The following is a 17,034-nucleotide window of genomic DNA, read 5'->3' as shown; positions in this document are numbered from 1 at the left end:
ATGCGCCGGCGTCGGGCGGCTCTCCCGTTGGTGTCGATCCACAAGGCGCACCACAATCGATATGCGTTCGCGATGACGCGCGCGCGCCAGTGCGTTTGAGAATGGAAGCTGAATGTCTCTTGAAATGACCGCTGGTCCTCCCCCGTCCAGACGCGTGAAGCTGCCCCCGCAGCTGCTGGGCAGCTGGGAGGCCGGCATGCTTGTCTTCATGGCCTTCCTCTATCTGGCCGGCGTCCTCATAAACCCCGCCTTCTTCGGCACGACCGACGCCATCTCGGCGGTCCTGCGCGACACGGCGCGCTTCGGGGTCATGGCGGTGGGGATGACATTCGTCATCGTCAACCGCGATCTCGATCTCTCGGTCGGATCAACGCTCGGCCTCGTGGCCGTCAGTTTCTCCATCCTCTTTGCACCGACGCATCTGAACCTCGATGCCGGCACCGCCATGCTGATCTGCATCGGCCTTGGACTGCTCGTCGGGCTTATCAACGGCCTCCTGGTCGCCATCCTGCGCGTGCCGCCCTTCATTGCCACATTGACCATGCTGTTCATCGGCCGTGGCGTGGTGCTCGGCCTCACCGGTGGCAAGACCATCAGCTATGAGATCAAGGCGCGTGACTACGGGTTCTTCGCGTTCGGCGAGACCAACGCACTCGGCTTCAACAACCAGATTCTGATCTTCCTCGTCTTTGCGATCGCCGGCGCCGTGTTGCTCGCCAAGACCCGCATCGGTTACGAGACCTACGCGACCGGGGGTAACGACCAGGCGGCCCAATATGCCGGCATCAATACGCGCTGGGTACGCATTCGCGCCTTCTTGCTATCGTCGCTCTGCGCGGCGGTCGCCGGCCTCATGAATGTCGCCCAGGACAAAGGGGTGACGTCCCAGTACGGCCAGGGCGCAGAACTCATTGTCATCGCCGCCGTCATCGTGGGTGGGGCATCCATCGCCGGCGGCCGCGGGCGTGTGCTCGGCGCCTGCCTTGGCGCGGCGCTGGTCGTTCTCATCGATAAGGTACTGCGCGAGGGTGTACCCACAACGCGGGTGATTGATGTCGGCGGCGTCAAGATGGAAGTGGCAGCGATGGCGCAATTACCGCCGGGAGCGGTTCCGGCCTTCCTTGGCCTGCTTCTGCTCGGCGCCGTCCTGCTCGAACCCGTTGTCGTGCGCGGCAATGTGCTCGGCCGCCTGAAAGCCTGGCTGCTGCGGCAGGAGGCGCCAGCGTCGCACGATAGCGGCGGCATCGCCATCGTCGGCGTCAAGACCATGGGTGCGGCGAGCGACGCACGCGGCGTCGGTCTGCGCGGATTTCGGGCCTTCCTGCACCGTCGCGATGCGGCCGCCATCATCCTGATGGTCGTGCTGTGGGCCGCCGGTTTCTGGCTGCGGCCGGACTTCTGGGGCTCGCTCGACAATTCCTTCAACCTGCTTCTCGCGTTCACCGAGATCGGCCTGCTGTCGCTCGGTCTGACTTATGTCATCGCCAATGGCGACATCGACCTGTCGGTGGGATCGGTGCTCGCGCTCTCCGGCGCGGTCGCCGCCTTCACCATGAAGGAACTCGGCGGAGATCCGGCGACCGCCGTGGTGCTCGCGCTTGCCGCCGGCGTCGCCTGCGGGTTGTTCAACGGCTGGCTCACCGCAAAGATCGGCATGCCCGCCTTCGTGGCGACGCTCGGCATGTTCTACATCGCCCGCGGCCTCGCGGCCTGGCTCGTCTCCGGCCGCCAGCTGTCTGCCTTTCCCGAAACCTACAATCTGCTCGGCCGCAACCTGTCCGTGGTGCTGGAATCTTTTGGCATACACGCGACGGGAACGTTTGCCGCCGTGGCGCGGGCCGTCAGCGTCCAGACCCTGTTCCTCGCCGTGGTCGCGGGCATCGCAGCGGTGGTGCTCGGCGCCACATCCTTCGGACAGAAGGTTTATGCAACAGGCGGCAATGAGCGGGCAGCGAGCTATGCGGGCATCAACACCCAGCGTGTGCGCCTGTTATCGCTCGTGTTCTCCTCGCTCTGCGCGGCAGCGGCAGGCGTCATCTATGTCGCCTACTACCGCAGCTTCAATCCGGCGGCCGGCCAGTTGCGCGAGCTCGATGCCATCGCCTCGGTCATCATCGGTGGGGGATCGATCTTCGGCGGCTACGGCACCATCATCGGCTCGCTCGCGGGCGCGGCGGTCATCACCTTGATCCGGGCCCTGTTGTCCCTGCAGATCTTCATGAGCGACGGTTCCTCCTTCGTGATGCCACAACATTGGATGAACGTATTCATCGGCCTCATCCTTTTGGCGGCGGTGATCGGTGACATATGGTTGAGGCAGAACAACATCGTCAGCGAATGGAAGCGGCGGCGACAAGCCCGCGCACAGGCCCGTCACGACACCCGCGCGACAGGAGTAGCAGCATGACCACCCCGATCATCGCGATGCGCGGCATCGTCAAAACCTTCGGCGCCGTCCAGGCCTTGCGAGATGTCAACCTTCATCTCATGCCAGGCGAGATCCTCGGCCTCGTCGGCGACAATTCCGCGGGCAAATCGACCCTTATGAAGGTGTTGACCGGCGCCTATACGCGCGATGGCGGCGATGTGCTCGTGAATGGTGAGATCACGCATTTCAAGAGCCCACACGAAAGCCGAGATCTCGGCATTGAGATGATCTACCAGGATTTCGCCCTGTGCGGGAACATGGACGTCGGGCAGAACATCTTCCTCGGCCGCTGGCCGAAGCGCTTCGGGCTCTTCGTCGACCGTCCGAAGATGTATGAGGAGGCACGCGCCGTGCTGTCCCGCCTCAAGGTGGATGTGAACTCGGTCTTCCAGAAGGTCGAGAGCCTCTCCGGCGGCCGACAGCAGTCGGTCGCCATCGCGCGGGCCATCTCCTTCAATCCGAAGGTTGTCATCTTCGACGAGCCGACCGCCAATCTTTCAGTGATGGCGACGGAACGCCTGCTCGAAACCATGAGCGAACTGAAGCGCCAGGGTGTCGCCCAGATCATCATCTCGCATCGCCTCACCGACATCTTCGAGGTCGGCGACCGCATCATGGTGCTGAAACGCGGCGAGAACGTCGGCGATCGCTACATCGCCCATACCACGGAGCGCGAGGTGCTCGAGCTCATCGTTTCCGGCACCCCCGAGACCGCCCTGACCGCTGAAGAAGCGATGAAGAAGGCGGCTTAAGCATGCCAGCCGCGTGCTCCCTGGTCAGACCGGGGGCACGCGGTCTTGCTATTGGCGATCAAGCAAGTACCTCTGAACGGCTTTCTCAACGATTGCGTCTGCTTCGGCCCGGGCGGCTGGATTGCCACCGTAGGATGCGCCGCGCCGCATGCACGAGCGCAGGTAGGCACTGATGTCGCCCGGCGGAACGATCGTACCCGTGTCCCATCGCCGGGCCTCGACCGGATCGAGCGCGATATCGAGGCCGCAGTCTCGTGCTGTCTGGGCTCGGGGCAGATAGCGGACGGGCGTGGGCAGATCGAAGCCGTGATGGGCGCCAGCGAAGATGAACATGTCCACCCGCGCCCCCTTGCTACGGAGAAAGTCGACGTAGCGACCGCAATGAACCGCCGGCGTGTAGTCATCATCGCCTCCGAGCAGAAGGAACACCGGCGCCGGCGACACCTCCTCCGCCTTGTAGGGGATCGAGCATGATGAATAGAAAGCGATGTGGAGCGCGAAGCGCAGGTCATCATCGATGACTGCCCGGCGGAATGGCGCGAGTGTCGTATACAACGCGATCTGCCCGCCCTTCGAATAGCCGATGATACCGATGCGGTCTTTGGCGATGCCGGGATGGGAGGCGAGAAGCTTCAGCGCCGTCAATGCATCGGTGACGCTTGCCGCCAGCGGAAGTCGGCTCTGGTCATCGCCCGTGCTGGAAAAGCCCCTGGGCCTGAAGCTGTCGACGACGAATGTCGCCACCCCAAGCTCATTGAGGCGCGCGGCCCAGTCCTGTTCCCGCCCCGGCAGAATCCCGCCGCTGCCGTGCATGATGATCATCGCTGGGAAAGGGACCGGCGCTACATTTGGAAGGGTCAGGTGACCGGCAATCGTCGTTGGCCGGCCACCGCCAGCCATCATCTCGGTCGGTCCCGTCGGCGTGCGCGATGCAAACTCGATCGCCCCCACACGTCCATCCGCGAGATCGGAAACGGGCTCGGCCTGGCACAGGCCGCCCGCGACGACGCACAGTAACAACCCGGCAACGGCGGCGCGCATCGCAATTATCTCCCCAGGCAGACCGGGCGCAATTCCGTGTTGGAAACCCGGCGATTGTAAGACCCAGCCCAAGCCTGCGGCCGTGTTCCACGTCTGGCGCGAGGGCCTCTGGTGTCCCCTCAGGGCAGATTATCACGCAGAAAAATGTCGATGCGAATGCGCTCCTGCTCCGCGACAATCGGCTCGCCGCTGCAATGCGCCAGCAGCACACGCGCCGCAGAGCGGGCCTCATGCCCTGGATCCTGATTGATGATGGCATCGATCACGCCATGAAGCAGCAGACGCCGCGAATGACCGGTCAATTCGTGGCCGATGATGATGAGATCCTGGTCGCGCCCGGCGGCGCGCGCGGCCGTCGCCAGCCCCTGCAGGCCCGCGCCGGCATTGTAGATACCGACCAGATCGGGATTCCTCTCGATGATGTCTTCGACCACCTTCTGGGTCAGAGCGATATCGTCCCTGCCCTCCTCGGCGGCGAGCACGCGCAGCCCCTCAAATTCGCCCGTAATGACCTGGAAGAACCCAAGCAGACGCTCGGCGTGATCGCGCAGCGCCAGTGAACCGGCAACCACGCCGATGGTGCCCTGCCGTCCTGACGCGAAGCGGCCCATCAAGGCGCCTGCGGTGCGCCCTGCGGCCGTATTGTCGATGCCGACGTAGCGCAACCGACGCGAGGTCGGCGCGTCGGATACCAGCGTGACGACGGCAACGCCGCGGCCAACGAGATCATCGATCGCTCCCCTCACCCGCGGATGGTCGAGAGCCACGACCGCCACACCGCGGTAACGCGTATCGAGCCCTTCGAGCGCCTGAGCCAGCGTCTCGGGATCGAAGACATCGACGCGCCGTACATCGATGAAGGCCCGCTGCCCCGCCAGCCAATCGGCCGTTGCGGCAATCTGCTCCTCGAGCAGCCGCATGAAGCTGTTCGTGCCCGCCGGCATGATGAAACAGAAGCGGAAGGTTTCATTGCGGGCAAGCCGCGTCGCGAGCGGATCAGGCCGGTATCCCAACCGGTCGATGGCCGATTGCACGCGCTCTACGGTCCGGTCTCTGACACCGGGGCGGCCGTTAAGAACGCGATCCACCGTGGCGAGAGAGACCCCCGCCTCTTCGGCGACATCCTGGAGCGTGACTCTGGCGACGGGAACAATCATGACATTCCATGCTGCCCTCATTGCTTGAGGTACGCAACTCACGCAGCGTTCTTAGGGGGATTTGTCGACAGGTGCTTGCACCACCATCCGTCGCGCCGGTCAATGGCGAACGGGCGATAGACAGCGGTCGGCAAGATGTGGCCATACCGGTATAGGCGCGCGCGTGCGCCGTGACTGGAAATCATGCCCGATAGACAGGCGATCGCGAAGGGTCAGGCGCTGATGCGCGATGGGCAGGAGAATGCCATTTTCGAGCGCGAGATGCGTCTCGGCGAGGAAGATGAGCCGCAACAGATCGGCACGAAGCGCCACAGGAATCTGCATGCGTCCCTCGTGACGGCAGGCCGTAAGCTGTGCCATAACCGTTGCGGCGGCATCCTCCAGAAGACCATGCTCGCCGAGCAGTTGCCTGATCAAGGGCTCTATGTTGTCCTCTCGACGTTTACGCTGGAAAAGCAGCGGAAACAGGCTGTCTTCTTCATCGGCGCGATGCAGGGTGGCATCGGCCTTCAAGGGGCGCATGACCGCTACTACATCGGCAACATCGACCTCGCGCGCCTCGATCGTACGAATCATGCAATCGAGGATCGCGCGCTGGCGATGATGCTCCACCAGCAGAAGATCGACCGGGTCGTTGCAATGATCGAGACCACCGCTCGATAGCAATGCACGGGATAGGCTCTCCGATGCCATGACTACGCTTTCGCCCTTTCGGCGTGACGCGAGAAGCTGGATTTGCCCTCGACGCGAGGGCGAATCCAGCTTCTCGATCAGATCACACCCAGATTGTCGATATGGAGCGAGAAGGACTCCAAGTATCACCGCGATCGCAAAGCATTTGTGCGATCATCCAATCATAAGGTGAATTGTTCGGAAGCTACAAAGTCATAACAGCCGCAGAATGCCGCCATCAAACTTGCATTTTGTGCACGCCCTCGGGGTAAGCATCGCTGAAATAGAGCAACTCTCACCCCGCCGGATCGCGCCCCTGCGGCATCACAAGAGCGTGTCCGGCATGCCAATGACAAGATGTCAGCGCAGATAATCGTGAACGACCTTGCCGAGCCCCAGCGTCAGATCCGCGACGATGTGCAGGGCGGATATGACCTCGAGCACCGGCAACTCAGCCACAGGCGCCAGGGCATGGGGCTGAAGGGCCAGAGCCGCCGGGCCAGACCAGGCCCCTTTGATGGTGACATCCTCGAGATAATACTCGACGATCTCGCAGATGCGCGGCGAGCCATCGACATGCGGGATGATCTTCAGAAGAAAGTTCGGCGCCAGCAGCGCGGCTTTCACCGTTTCTTCGGGCACGACCTTGTGCTTGTAGCCCATCGTACCCGTGGCAACGCGGACTGGACCATAGTCGAGCGTGCCGACGAGCGTATCGATTTCGGCGCGCAGGACGGGTGACGCGAGTTTCTTCGGGAAGCCCCACAGTTCGCGTCCGCCGGCAATTGGCGGATGATCGTTCAAAAACATGCAGTGGGTATAGCCGCCCTTGCGCCCCTCGAACGAAACGGGAATGACCTGTCCGGTTTCCGTATAGTCACCGAAACCCGTCGAATTCGGCATGCGGATGAATTCATATTTCACCACCGGATCGGTGATCTCGAGAGGCTCCGGGACCAACGCCCGCAGCCGCTCGGGATCCGTGCGATAGGTGATGATCATGTATTCCCGGTCGATGAAGCGATAGGGGCCTGGCGGATAGGCCGGGCTTGTCAGCGGCATGGCGAAGGCCCGTTCACGCACTTCATGCTCTTTCATGCTGCACTCCTCAATCCACCGGGATGGCCGTTCACAATCGATAGGCATACACGCCGCTCACTCATAGCCGCTCATCGCGCAGTCGAAGGTCATGACGCCTTCGATATTCGTCGGGCGCTGGTAGATCTCATCATGCCGGAGGGTTCTGACTGCATCATGATAGCCTGCTCTCCAGTGCTCTTCCATGCTTATGCGCGAAAATTCATAGTCCTTACTGTCACCTTCGTAATTCTTCGAACGATATATAAGATGAACTACGTTATAAAGATGTCGATCCGACGCATCTTTCAACATCTCGTAATCTGAGCCCTTCTTATATTCGTCGGGCAGCGTTGCGAGAAAATCAGCAAGAGTGACACGTAGCCGCTGTATTTTCTTGAACTGATCAGTACTGGCGCGCGTGCGACTGGAGAACTGCACCTCCTTTTGCCGCACCGATACTTGCGTCAGGTCCGCCGGAAACTGGCCGCGGGCGCTCCAGAGATCGACCTGAAAGGCGAGCGTATCCTGACGCGAATTCTGCACCACCCATTGTAGCGGCGTGTTGGAGATGAGGCCGCCGTCCCAGTAGAATTCCCCATCGATCTCGACCGCTGGGAAGCCGGGCGGCAGCGCTCCGCTCGCCATGATATGCTCGGGGCGGATAACATGCGTGGCTGTATCGAAATAGGAAAAGTTGCCACTGCGGACATTCACGGCGCCGACGCTGAGCCGCATGCCGTCATTGTTCAGCCGGTCGAAATCAACGAGGCGTTCCAAGGTGCTGCGCAGTTCCGCGGTGTCATAGTAGCTCGTTGCGCCAGGGGTGCCCGCCGGCATCATCCAGGGTGGCGGATAGCGTGGCGTGAAGAAACCAGGCGCGCCTCCGGTCAGGGCATGGAAAGCGCTGAACTGGTTGAAAGCCCCGCGTGCGGCATCGCCCTGCGCCGTCTTTTGGGCCACCGGTGTCAGAAAATCCCAGTAAGGACGCGTCGTTATCTCTTCCCAGAACTGTCGCAACCTCGCGACGCGCTCCTTCGGGGGATTGCCGGCGATGAGGGCCGAGTTGATGGCGCCAATGGAAATGCCGGCGATCCAATCCGGATGGAGATCTGCCTCCGCCAGCGCCTCATAGACGCCAGCCTGATACGATCCGAGCGCACCGCCCCCCTGCAGCAAGAGCGCAACAGAATCAAACGGTGGGCGTTTGACCATCCTGTGGCTTTTCCTCAGGCCCTTTGCCGGCATTGCCAACTCCCTCTCGCCGCATAGAGCGGCCTCTATGAAAGACATATATCATTCAGAACTGAAGCTAACGTGACTTTCGCTGATGAAGCTAGTGGTTCTGCTCCGACATTTGCATCCGTCTGATACGGGCCTTGGAGCAAATGTCGGAGTCAAGAGAACCACTAGCAAGTTAATGGTTTTAGTGGAGCTTTTGAATTTGACATTTGATCTGGAGCCTCCTGTCAGGCGGGACTCACATGTCAAATTCGCTCCACTCGTGCGGTGGATTTGAAATGCGTCACAGACTGGATCGAGGGTGTCGAACGAATTTCAAATCCGCAAACCACACGAGAATCACGATCTTGGCGGTGAATTGAATGCGACATGCGGTACGCGCGCGATGTCGGCATCGCGTGCGCATGTCAAATCCGAAAATTCCAAGAGAATCATAAACAACCGAGTGGTTCTCCCGTTCTCAACATTTGCCCGCGAGGGCCGATACAAGTGGGATGCACATGTTGGAAGCGAACCACGCATATCGCTGTCGAATCCGAAGTTCGACCGACGTCTCCCGGAAATGATACGAATTTCCGCTCAGGGGCACTCATGCATCGCAGCACAATGCGCGCTAACAGGCGCAAAACAAGCGATGCGACGATGGGACCGGCGCAGCTTTCGGGCCGTTCACTGCAAACTGCTCCCGTCTGGCCGAACGAGCGTTCGCGGGGAGCAAGCTCCACGTCCGGCCAGGACAGTGTTCAAGGCAATATTCCAGAACAGTGTTCATTTGCTGGAGGGGCGACCTTGAACGAACAAGCCCCCGGGCAGACCCGAGGGCTCAAACTGCAGACATGGCCATTACTTCGGTGCGGGGCGCCGCAAGCGAAATGCCCGCACCAAAGCTATACCGAATGCAGGTCGTGCATTCGGCACGCAAGGCTATCTGGTCCCCGTTTCGAAGCGGGGTCAGTAGCTCTCGGCAATATTCGCCGCTTCGCGACCTTTGGCCCCTGCGACCACGCTCATCTGCACCCGCTGACCTTCGGCAAGGTCGTTGAGCCCTGCGCGCTGCAGAGTGGAAGCATGAACGAATACGTCGCGACCGCCGTCGTCCGGCTGGACAAAGCCGAAGCCCTTGTCACGGTTGTACCATTTCACCGTGCCATTCAGTTCCTCGGACGGACCGTCGGCGCGAGGCGGATAGCCGCCACCCCCTCCACCGCCGCCGCCGAAACGGGGCGCCGAAGGCCGCGGTGCGCGCTGTTGCGGCGGCAGGTCCTCAAGCTCGATGACCTCAGCCACCTGCGGTCCCTTGGGTCCATCGCGCAGGCGCACCATGGCGCGAGCACCCGCCTCTGCGCCCGCATGGCCAGCGGCCTCAAGCGTACGCAACGACAGGAACGCGTCACCCGAGCCATCGGAGCAGGCAACGAAGCCAAAGCCCTTGCTGGGATTGAACCACTTCACGGTCGCTTCGATCACAGGACCGGCGGGCGGTGCGAACATGCTGTCTCTCGGATCTCCGCCGCGCGGATCTCCACCAGAGCGCGGGCTGCTAAAGCCGCTATCGCGCGCGTCAAAACCGTCTCTACGGCCGCCGCCCCGGCGGCGCGTATCACGGGAATCATCATATCGGTTCATACAGGAAGATCCAACTAGAGAGATATAGCTCTTATCCGAACAAGGTTTCGGCGCACCACACGATTACGCTTCTTAACTTTATGCAACCCTCATGCTCGTGGCGAGCGAAATCATAACCTCGATTTGGGCAACACGCGAGCACCCAAATGCGGTAAAATTGCAAGTTTTTTTGGTCTTTTTTCCCAGCTTGACGCTGGAGAAAATCGCAGTTCCGGCTTCGCCGATCAGAGCTTAACGCCCGCTAGCCATCGTAAAGCCCCGCTGAAGGTGCCGACGCCGCGACGCTCGCCTTGTGTGCGGGCCGGATGAGACGCCAAGATGTACGAGCAGGGAGATGTAAATTATTGTTTTATTTCAACATCTTATTACATCCCGCGACGCGCGAGCGATCTGCCTGACGGCCCCGGGACGGGAAGGATCCAGCTACTGACATGCGGACAGCCGGTCACAAGAGGGAGCGGCTGCCCGACAGCTGGATCGTCTATGACAGCACGATCAGAAGATCCTTGGCATCGATCGGGCTGGCGCGATGAACGAGAATCTCGGCGACCGTTCCATCACGCGGCGCATGCAGAGTCGTTTCCATTTTCATGGCCTCGATGGTCAAGAGGACGTCGCCAGCCTTCACGGGCTGGCCGACCGTCACGGCGATCGATGAGACCGAGCCCGGCATGGGAGCGGCGACATGGGCATCATTGCCATCCTCTGCCTTGCGGCGCTCGGGCTGCGAGGCAACCGCAGCGCGATTGGGAACCTTGGCGATACGCGGCTGCCCGTTCAGCTCGAAGAAGACACGTACCTGGCCCTCTTCATCGGTTTCACCGATCGCCTGCAAGCGCAGAACGAGCGCCTTGCCCTTCTCGATCTCCACCGAGATCTCGTCACCAACGCCCATGCCGTAGAAGAACACGGGTGTCGGCAACATGGATACGGGGCCGTATTTGCGCTGTGCACCGGCGAATTCTGCGAACACCTTGGGATACATGAGATGCGCCGCAAGCGCCGCGTCATCAGCCTCGCCGTCGAGCGCCTTTGCCGCCTCGGCACGCGCGGCATCGAGGTCGCAGTCGGCCAGAAGCGAGCCCGGCCGAGCCTTCGAGGGTGTCTCGCCCTTCAGCACTTTCCTGACGAGCGCTTCGGGCCATCCACCCGGCGGCTGGCCGAGATCGCCCCGCAGCATCTCCACGACCGAAGCCGGGAAGGCGATCTCCCGCTCAGGGGCGAGAATATCGGCGGGGGTGAGATCCTGCGCCACCATGGTGAGAGCGAGATCGCCGACGACCTTGGATGAAGGCGTCACCTTGACGATGTCGCCGAAGAGGTCGTTCGCCGCCCGATAGGCCTTGGCGACCTCGTGCCAGCGGGTCTCGAGCCCCAGTGAGCGCGCCTGCTCCTTGAGATTCGTGAACTGCCCGCCCGGCATTTCGTGCAGGTAGACTTCCGAGGCCCCGGCCTTGAGGTCGCTCTCGAAGGCCGCGTATTGGGCGCGCACCGCCTCCCAATAGAAGCTGATCTGGCGGATGGCTTCGGGATCGAGCCCGCTCTCCCGGTCGCCATGCCGCAAGGCTTCCACCATCGAGCCGAGACAGGGCTGGGAGGTGAGACCGGACATCGCATCCATGGCGCCGTCGACAGCATCGGCACCGGCTTCGATCGCCGCCAGCATGCTCGCCGCCGAGATGCCGGAGGTGTCATGGGTATGGACGTGGAGCGGAAGACCGACCTCCTCCCTGAGCGCCTTCACCAGAACGCGCGCAGCCGCAGGACGCAGCAGCCCCCCCATGTCCTTGAGGCCGAGAACGTGGCAACCCGCTGCCTCCAGCTCCTTGGCGAGGCCGACATAGTAGTTCAGCGAGTATTTCGCGCGATCGGGATCGAGAATGTCGCCGGTATAGCAGATCGCGCCCTCGGCAATCTTACCCGTTTCGCCCACCGCATCGATCGCCACCCGCATGTTCTCGACCCAGTTGAGACAGTCGAAGATACGGAACAGGTCGATGCCGCCCTTCGCGGCCTGAGCCACGAAGAAGCGCACGACGTTATCGGGATAGTTGGTGTAGCCGACGCCGTTGGCCCCGCGCAGCAGCATCTGCAGCATGAGGTTGGGCACGCGCTCGCGCAGCAGGGACAGCCGCTCCCAGGGATCCTCGTTGAGGAAGCGCATGGCGACGTCGAAGGTCGCGCCTCCCCAGCATTCGAGCGACAACAGCTGCGGCAGGCCGGATGCATAGGCATCGGCGATCCCGACGATGTCGTGGGTGCGCATGCGCGTGGCGATCAGCGACTGGTGCGCATCGCGCATCGTCGTGTCGGTAAACAAAACGCGCTGCTCTGATCGCATCCACTGGCCGAAGGCCTTGGCGCCGAGATCGTCAAGCAGCTGTTTGGTGCCAGCGGGCTTGTCCGCCGCGAAGACCGGCGCGATGGGCTTGCGCGCCTCCGCGGGCGGACGCGGGCGGTTCTTGACCTCGGGATGGCCGTTGACGGTGACGTCGGCCACATAGGTCAGGAGCTTGGTGGCCCGGTCGCGGCGGCGGCTGAACTGGAAGAGTTCAGGCGTATCGTCGATGAAGCGCGTCGTATATTCGGCCTTGATGAAGCTTGGATGGTCGAGCAAAGCTTCCAGGAAGGTCAGATTGGTGGCCACACCGCGAATACGGTATTCGCGGAGCGCCCTGTTCATGCGGTGCGTCGCCTCCTCGGGAGTTTGCGCCCAGGCTGTTACCTTCTCCAGCATCGGATCATAGAAGCGCGTCACCACCGCACCCGAATAGGCCGTGCCGCCGTCGACGCGGATGCCGAAGCCAAAGGCGCCACGATAGGCAGAGATGCGCCCATAGTCCGGAATGAAGTTGTTCTCCGGGTTTTCGGTCGTGATGCGGCACTGGAGCGCATGGCCGTTGAGATGGATGGCCTCCTGCGGCGGAATTCCGGTCTCCGCCACATTCCCGATATGGCCGCCCTCGGCGATGCGGATCTGTGCCTTGACGATATCAAGCCCCGTCACGACCTCGGTCACGGTGTGCTCAACCTGGATGCGCGGGTTGACTTCGATGAAATAGAAGGCGCCGGTGTCGGCATCCATGAGGAATTCGACGGTGCCGGCACCGACATAGCCGGTGGCGCGGCCGATCTTGAGTGCAGCCTCGCACAGCGCCTGGCGCTGGCTGTCGTCCAGGAAGGGCGCCGGTGCGCGCTCAACCACCTTCTGGTGGCGGCGCTGAATGGAGCAGTCGCGCTCGAAGACATGGACAAGATTGCCGTGCGTGTCGCCGAGGAGTTGCACCTCGACATGGCGTGCGCGGCGGACGAGCTTCTCGAGATAGACTTCGTCCTTGCCAAAGGCCGCCTTCGCTTCGCGGCGCGCGGTCCTGACGGAATCGATCAGGGCGTCTTCGCTCTCGATCGGACGCATGCCGCGTCCGCCGCCGCCCCAGGAGGCCTTGAGCATGACGGGGTAGCCGATCTCGGCCGCCATCCGCTTGATCTCGGCCGGATCGTCCGGCAGCGGCTCCGTCGCCGGCATCACCGGCACGCCGACCGAGATCGCGAGATTGCGCGCGGCCACCTTGTTGCCGAGCGTGCGCATGGTCTGCGGGTGCGGGCCAATGAATATGATGCCGGCGGCCGCGCAAGCTTCGGCAAATTCCGGGCTTTCCGACAGGAAGCCGTAGCCGGGATGGATGGCGTCGACCTTGGCCGCCTTGGCAACGCGGATCACTTCGTCGATCGCGAGATAGGCCTCAAGCGGTCCGAGCGATTTCTCCCCCTGGGCCCCTCGCCCCACCTGGTAGGCCTCGTCGGCCTTGAAGCGGTGAAGCGAGAGCTTGTCCTCCTCGGCGTAGATCGCAACCGTCTGGATGCCGAGCTCGGTCGCGGCACGGAAGACGCGAATAGCGATTTCCGAACGGTTGGCGACTAACAGCCTTTTGATCTTCATTATGCATCGCTCCTGATGGGCGCATTGCGGCGCACCTTATTTTGCTGCGATGCAATATTCAGACTATCTTGGCGAGAAATACAAGCCTGACATGTCAGCATGCCTCAACCCGGGTCCACGCGGGCATTTCGCGGACCAATGAAGATGCAGATGAAGATGACGAGGGCCGTCAGCCCTCGACGGTCCACGTCACCTCTTCGCCGCCGCGATAGACATGCACGGCCTCGCCGGTCGCCAGCGCCACATCCTCGGCGACAAAGCGGGGCCGCTTGACCAGCGTGACGGTGCCCTGATTGGGCTCCAGGCCGTAGTGACGCGGGCCATTGAGGCTGGCGAAGGCCTCGAATGTGTCAAGCGCGCCTTCCTCGTCGAAAACCTGTGCATAGGTCGCCAGCGCAACCGGCGCGACGAACAGGCCGGCGCAGCCGCAAGCCGCCTCCTTCGCGCCGCGGGTATGGGGGGCCGTGTCGGTGCCGAGGAAGAAGCGCGGACTGCCGGAGGTGGCGGCGCGGCGCAACGCCTGCCGATGGTTCTCGCGCTTGGCGATGGGCAGGCAGTAATAGTGCGGGCGAATGCCGCCCTGGAAGATGGCATTGCGGTTGAACATGAGATGGTGCGGCGTGATTGTGGCGCCAATGCCGGGCCGGGCGGCCTCGACAAAGGCGACGCCCTCGGCGCTCGTCACGTGCTCCATCGTGATGGTGAGGCCGGGGAAGCGTTTCGCCAGCGGCTCGAGCACCCGTTCAACGAACACGGCCTCGCGATCAAAGATGTCGACCTCGCCATCCGTGACCTCGCCATGCATGAGCAGCGGCACGCCGGTGCGCTCCATGGCGGCCAGCACGGGATAGACCGCCTCGATGCGCGAGATGCCGAAATGCGCATTGGTGGTCGCGTGCTGCGGATAGAGCTTCACGGCCGCGATCGTGCCGTCGGCATAGCCGGCAATCACATCGGAGGCATCCGTGTCATCGGTCATGTAGAGCGTCATCAGCGGCTTGAATTCGCTGTCCGGAGGCAGCGCCGCCTCGATGCGCCGGCGATAGGCCAGCGCGTCCGTCGTGGTCACGACCGGCGGCACCAGATTGGGCATGATGATGGCCCGTCCGAACTGGGCAGCCGTATGGGCGACGACCGCCTCGAGCATTGCGCCGTCACGCAGATGCACATGCCAGTCATCGGGGCGGCGGATGGTGATGCGTTCGCTCATGCTCAACTCCAGTCTGCAGGCGCGTCATAGACCAGCCGTGCCGCCGAGAACAGATGCAAGTCGCAGAGGCTGCGCGAAGAGGCCGCCATGGACAAGCGGCACCCGGCCGCACATATGAACGCATGGAACGCGCGTGCGACCGTTGACGCAACGGGCCATTCGGTTCATGACACCGCACGGCCATAGTGGCCAGGGCTTTGGAGCCATTCTCACCATGTCAAGCGACAGTAGCACCGCCCGCCCGGAGATGGCTGCCCGCTGAGCCTCTGGCTTGCCGTGCCGCCATGCCCCAGTGGCGCGGCAGCGGAGTAAGCCATGCAGAACGATATCCTGATGCGCGGCCGCGCCGTTTTGGCGCGGGACCTGAACGCCGACAACCCCTCGACGGCCCTTCTCGTGGAGCGTCTTGCCGCGCTCGAACCGGGCGACGCGGCAGCGGCCCTCCTGGTCCTGCCGCGCCGTCGCGCCGTCGCGGTCCTCGACCGGCCCGAATTCGAAACCGCGCCCGACGTATTGACCGCCCTGCCCCGGCAGGAAGCCGCTGCTTTTCTCGCGGATATGTCGGCCGACCGCGCCACCGACGTCCTGGGCCTGCTCGATGGGCCCTTACGCAACGAGTTGCTGGCCCGGATCGAACCCCGCGCCCGCGCCACGCTGAAGCAATTGCTCGCCTATCCCACGGACACGGCCGGCGGGATCATGACCACGGAATTCGTAGCCCTCCCCGAGGCCACCACAGTGGCGGCAGCACTCGCCCACCTGCGCACCGTCGAGCAGAGCCGTGAGACCATCTACGCCATCTATGTGGTGGATTCCGACCAGAGACTGACAGCCGCCATCACCCTGCGCCGGCTGATCTCGGCCGATCCTTCCGCGGCGATCATCACGCTGTCGGCGGGCAGGCCGCCGGTCGTCGTCCATTCGGATACGGACCGGGAAACGGTCGCCAGCGCCATTCGCCGACATGATCTGCTCGCGGTGCCCGTTGTCGACGCGGCGGGACATGTCCTGGGAATCGTCACCGTCGACGACGTCCTCGACGCGATCATCGCGGAAACAACGGAAGACGTGCAGAAATTCGGCGGGCTCGAGGCCTTTCATGCGCCCTATCTGCAAATCGGCTTCCTGTCGATGATCCAGAAGCGCGCGGGCTGGCTCTGCGCCCTGTTTCTCTCCGAAATGCTGACCGCATCGGCCATGCAGCATTTCGAAGCGGAACTGGAGCGCGCCATCGTGCTGACGCTCTTCATCCCGCTCATCATGAGCTCGGGGGGCAATTCGGGCAGCCAGGCGACATCGCTTCTCATCCGCGCGCTCGCGCTCGGACAGGTCAGACTGCGTGACTGGTGGCGGGTGGTGTTCCGCGAATTGCCGGCGGGCCTCACGCTCGGCATCATCCTCGGCACGATCGGCATGGCGCGTATCGGCATCTGGCAGGGGCTCGGGCTCTACGATTACGGCCCCTACTGGATGCTCATCGCGGCAACGGTAGGCGCCGGCCTCGTCGGCATCGTGACCTTCGGCTCGATGGCGGGCGCCATGCTGCCCTTCATCCTGCAGCGTCTCGGCTTCGATCCGGCGAGCGCTTCGGCGCCGTTCGTCGCCACCCTCGTCGATGTCACGGGCCTCATCATCTATTTCTCGGTGGCGACGGTCATTCTCAGCGGCACGTTGCTGTAGCGGGCCGAGTGGCCGATCGACATCGACAGGCGCGCGTCCGCTTCCGCCCGTGTCATCCCCGGCGTCGCGTAGCGACGGAAAGGGGATCCATGAACCATGGCGCTTGATCTCTGGATCCCCTTTCCGGCCGGTTGCAACACGGCTGTTGCCGTGTTGCTCGTGAAAAAGCCAAGTCGGGAACACCCGACTTGGCACCGGCCGCCGGGGAT

Annotated in this window: 11 protein-coding genes; 3 read left to right on the top strand and 8 right to left on the bottom strand. The window is 62.8% G+C overall.

Features of this window, described 5'->3' with window-relative positions; translation table 11 throughout:
* Window positions 1-112 precede the first annotated feature (112 nt).
* Entirely contained in the window at window positions 113-2,407 is a 2,295-nt protein-coding gene (locus C7450_RS17535; RefSeq protein ID WP_110375756.1) for an ABC transporter permease, read from the top strand.
* On the top strand, window positions 2,404-3,180 hold the full coding sequence (locus C7450_RS17530) for an ATP-binding cassette domain-containing protein (protein ID WP_110375755.1): 777 nt from the start codon (window positions 2,404-2,406) through the stop codon (window positions 3,178-3,180). Before C7450_RS17535 ends, C7450_RS17530 begins: the two co-directional genes overlap by 4 nt.
* 48 nt (window positions 3,181-3,228) lie before the next feature.
* Here C7450_RS17530 and C7450_RS17525 read toward each other — a convergent pair whose 3' ends face one another.
* The 8 genes from C7450_RS17525 to pyrC all read right to left on the bottom strand — a co-directional run bounded on the left by C7450_RS17525 (window position 3,229) and on the right by pyrC (window position 15,145).
* On the bottom strand, window positions 3,229-4,221 hold the full coding sequence (locus C7450_RS17525; RefSeq protein WP_110375754.1) for a dienelactone hydrolase family protein: 993 nt from the start codon (window positions 4,219-4,221) through the stop codon (window positions 3,229-3,231).
* Window positions 4,222-4,340: 119 nt separating this feature from the next.
* Window positions 4,341-5,378 carry a LacI family DNA-binding transcriptional regulator gene (locus C7450_RS17520; protein ID WP_110375753.1) on the bottom strand — a complete coding sequence of 346 codons (1,038 nt, stop codon included), beginning with the start codon at window positions 5,376-5,378 and terminating at the stop codon, window positions 4,341-4,343.
* Between the two features lie 99 nt (window positions 5,379-5,477).
* Window positions 5,478-5,954, bottom strand: coding sequence for a hemerythrin domain-containing protein (locus C7450_RS35145; RefSeq protein WP_410369498.1), 477 nt, complete (start codon window positions 5,952-5,954; stop codon window positions 5,478-5,480).
* Between the two features lie 456 nt (window positions 5,955-6,410).
* Window positions 6,411-7,148, bottom strand: a complete 738-nt coding sequence (locus tag C7450_RS17510) for an acetoacetate decarboxylase (protein ID WP_110375751.1) — start codon at window positions 7,146-7,148, stop codon at window positions 6,411-6,413.
* Between the two features lie 57 nt (window positions 7,149-7,205).
* On the bottom strand, window positions 7,206-8,375 hold the full coding sequence (locus C7450_RS17505; RefSeq protein ID WP_110375750.1) for a patatin-like phospholipase family protein: 1,170 nt from the start codon (window positions 8,373-8,375) through the stop codon (window positions 7,206-7,208).
* Between the two features lie 945 nt (window positions 8,376-9,320).
* Window positions 9,321-9,860: a cold-shock protein gene (locus C7450_RS34895; RefSeq protein ID WP_323748783.1), complete on the bottom strand. Its 540-nt coding sequence runs from the start codon at window positions 9,858-9,860 to the stop codon at window positions 9,321-9,323.
* Between the two features lie 616 nt (window positions 9,861-10,476).
* On the bottom strand, window positions 10,477-13,935 hold the full coding sequence (gene pyc, locus C7450_RS17495; protein ID WP_110375748.1) for a pyruvate carboxylase: 3,459 nt from the start codon (window positions 13,933-13,935) through the stop codon (window positions 10,477-10,479).
* 169 nt (window positions 13,936-14,104) lie between these two features.
* Window positions 14,105-15,145 carry a dihydroorotase gene (pyrC, locus tag C7450_RS17490; protein WP_110375747.1) on the bottom strand — a complete coding sequence of 347 codons (1,041 nt, stop codon included), beginning with the start codon at window positions 15,143-15,145 and terminating at the stop codon, window positions 14,105-14,107.
* 333 nt (window positions 15,146-15,478) lie between these two features.
* On the opposite strand from pyrC, the gene mgtE reads away from it, so the two are divergent.
* Window positions 15,479-16,825, top strand: a complete 1,347-nt coding sequence (mgtE, locus tag C7450_RS17485) for a magnesium transporter (RefSeq protein ID WP_425351233.1) — start codon at window positions 15,479-15,481, stop codon at window positions 16,823-16,825.
* Window positions 16,826-17,034: the final 209 nt, after the last annotated feature.

Origin of the sequence: Chelatococcus asaccharovorans (genome assembly GCF_003201475.1) — a bacterium.
GTDB classification, from domain to species: Bacteria; Pseudomonadota; Alphaproteobacteria; order Rhizobiales; family Beijerinckiaceae; genus Chelatococcus; species Chelatococcus asaccharovorans.
The sequence above is the reverse complement of the archived record's forward strand: the minus strand, read 5'-3'. Positions and strand labels throughout refer to the sequence as shown.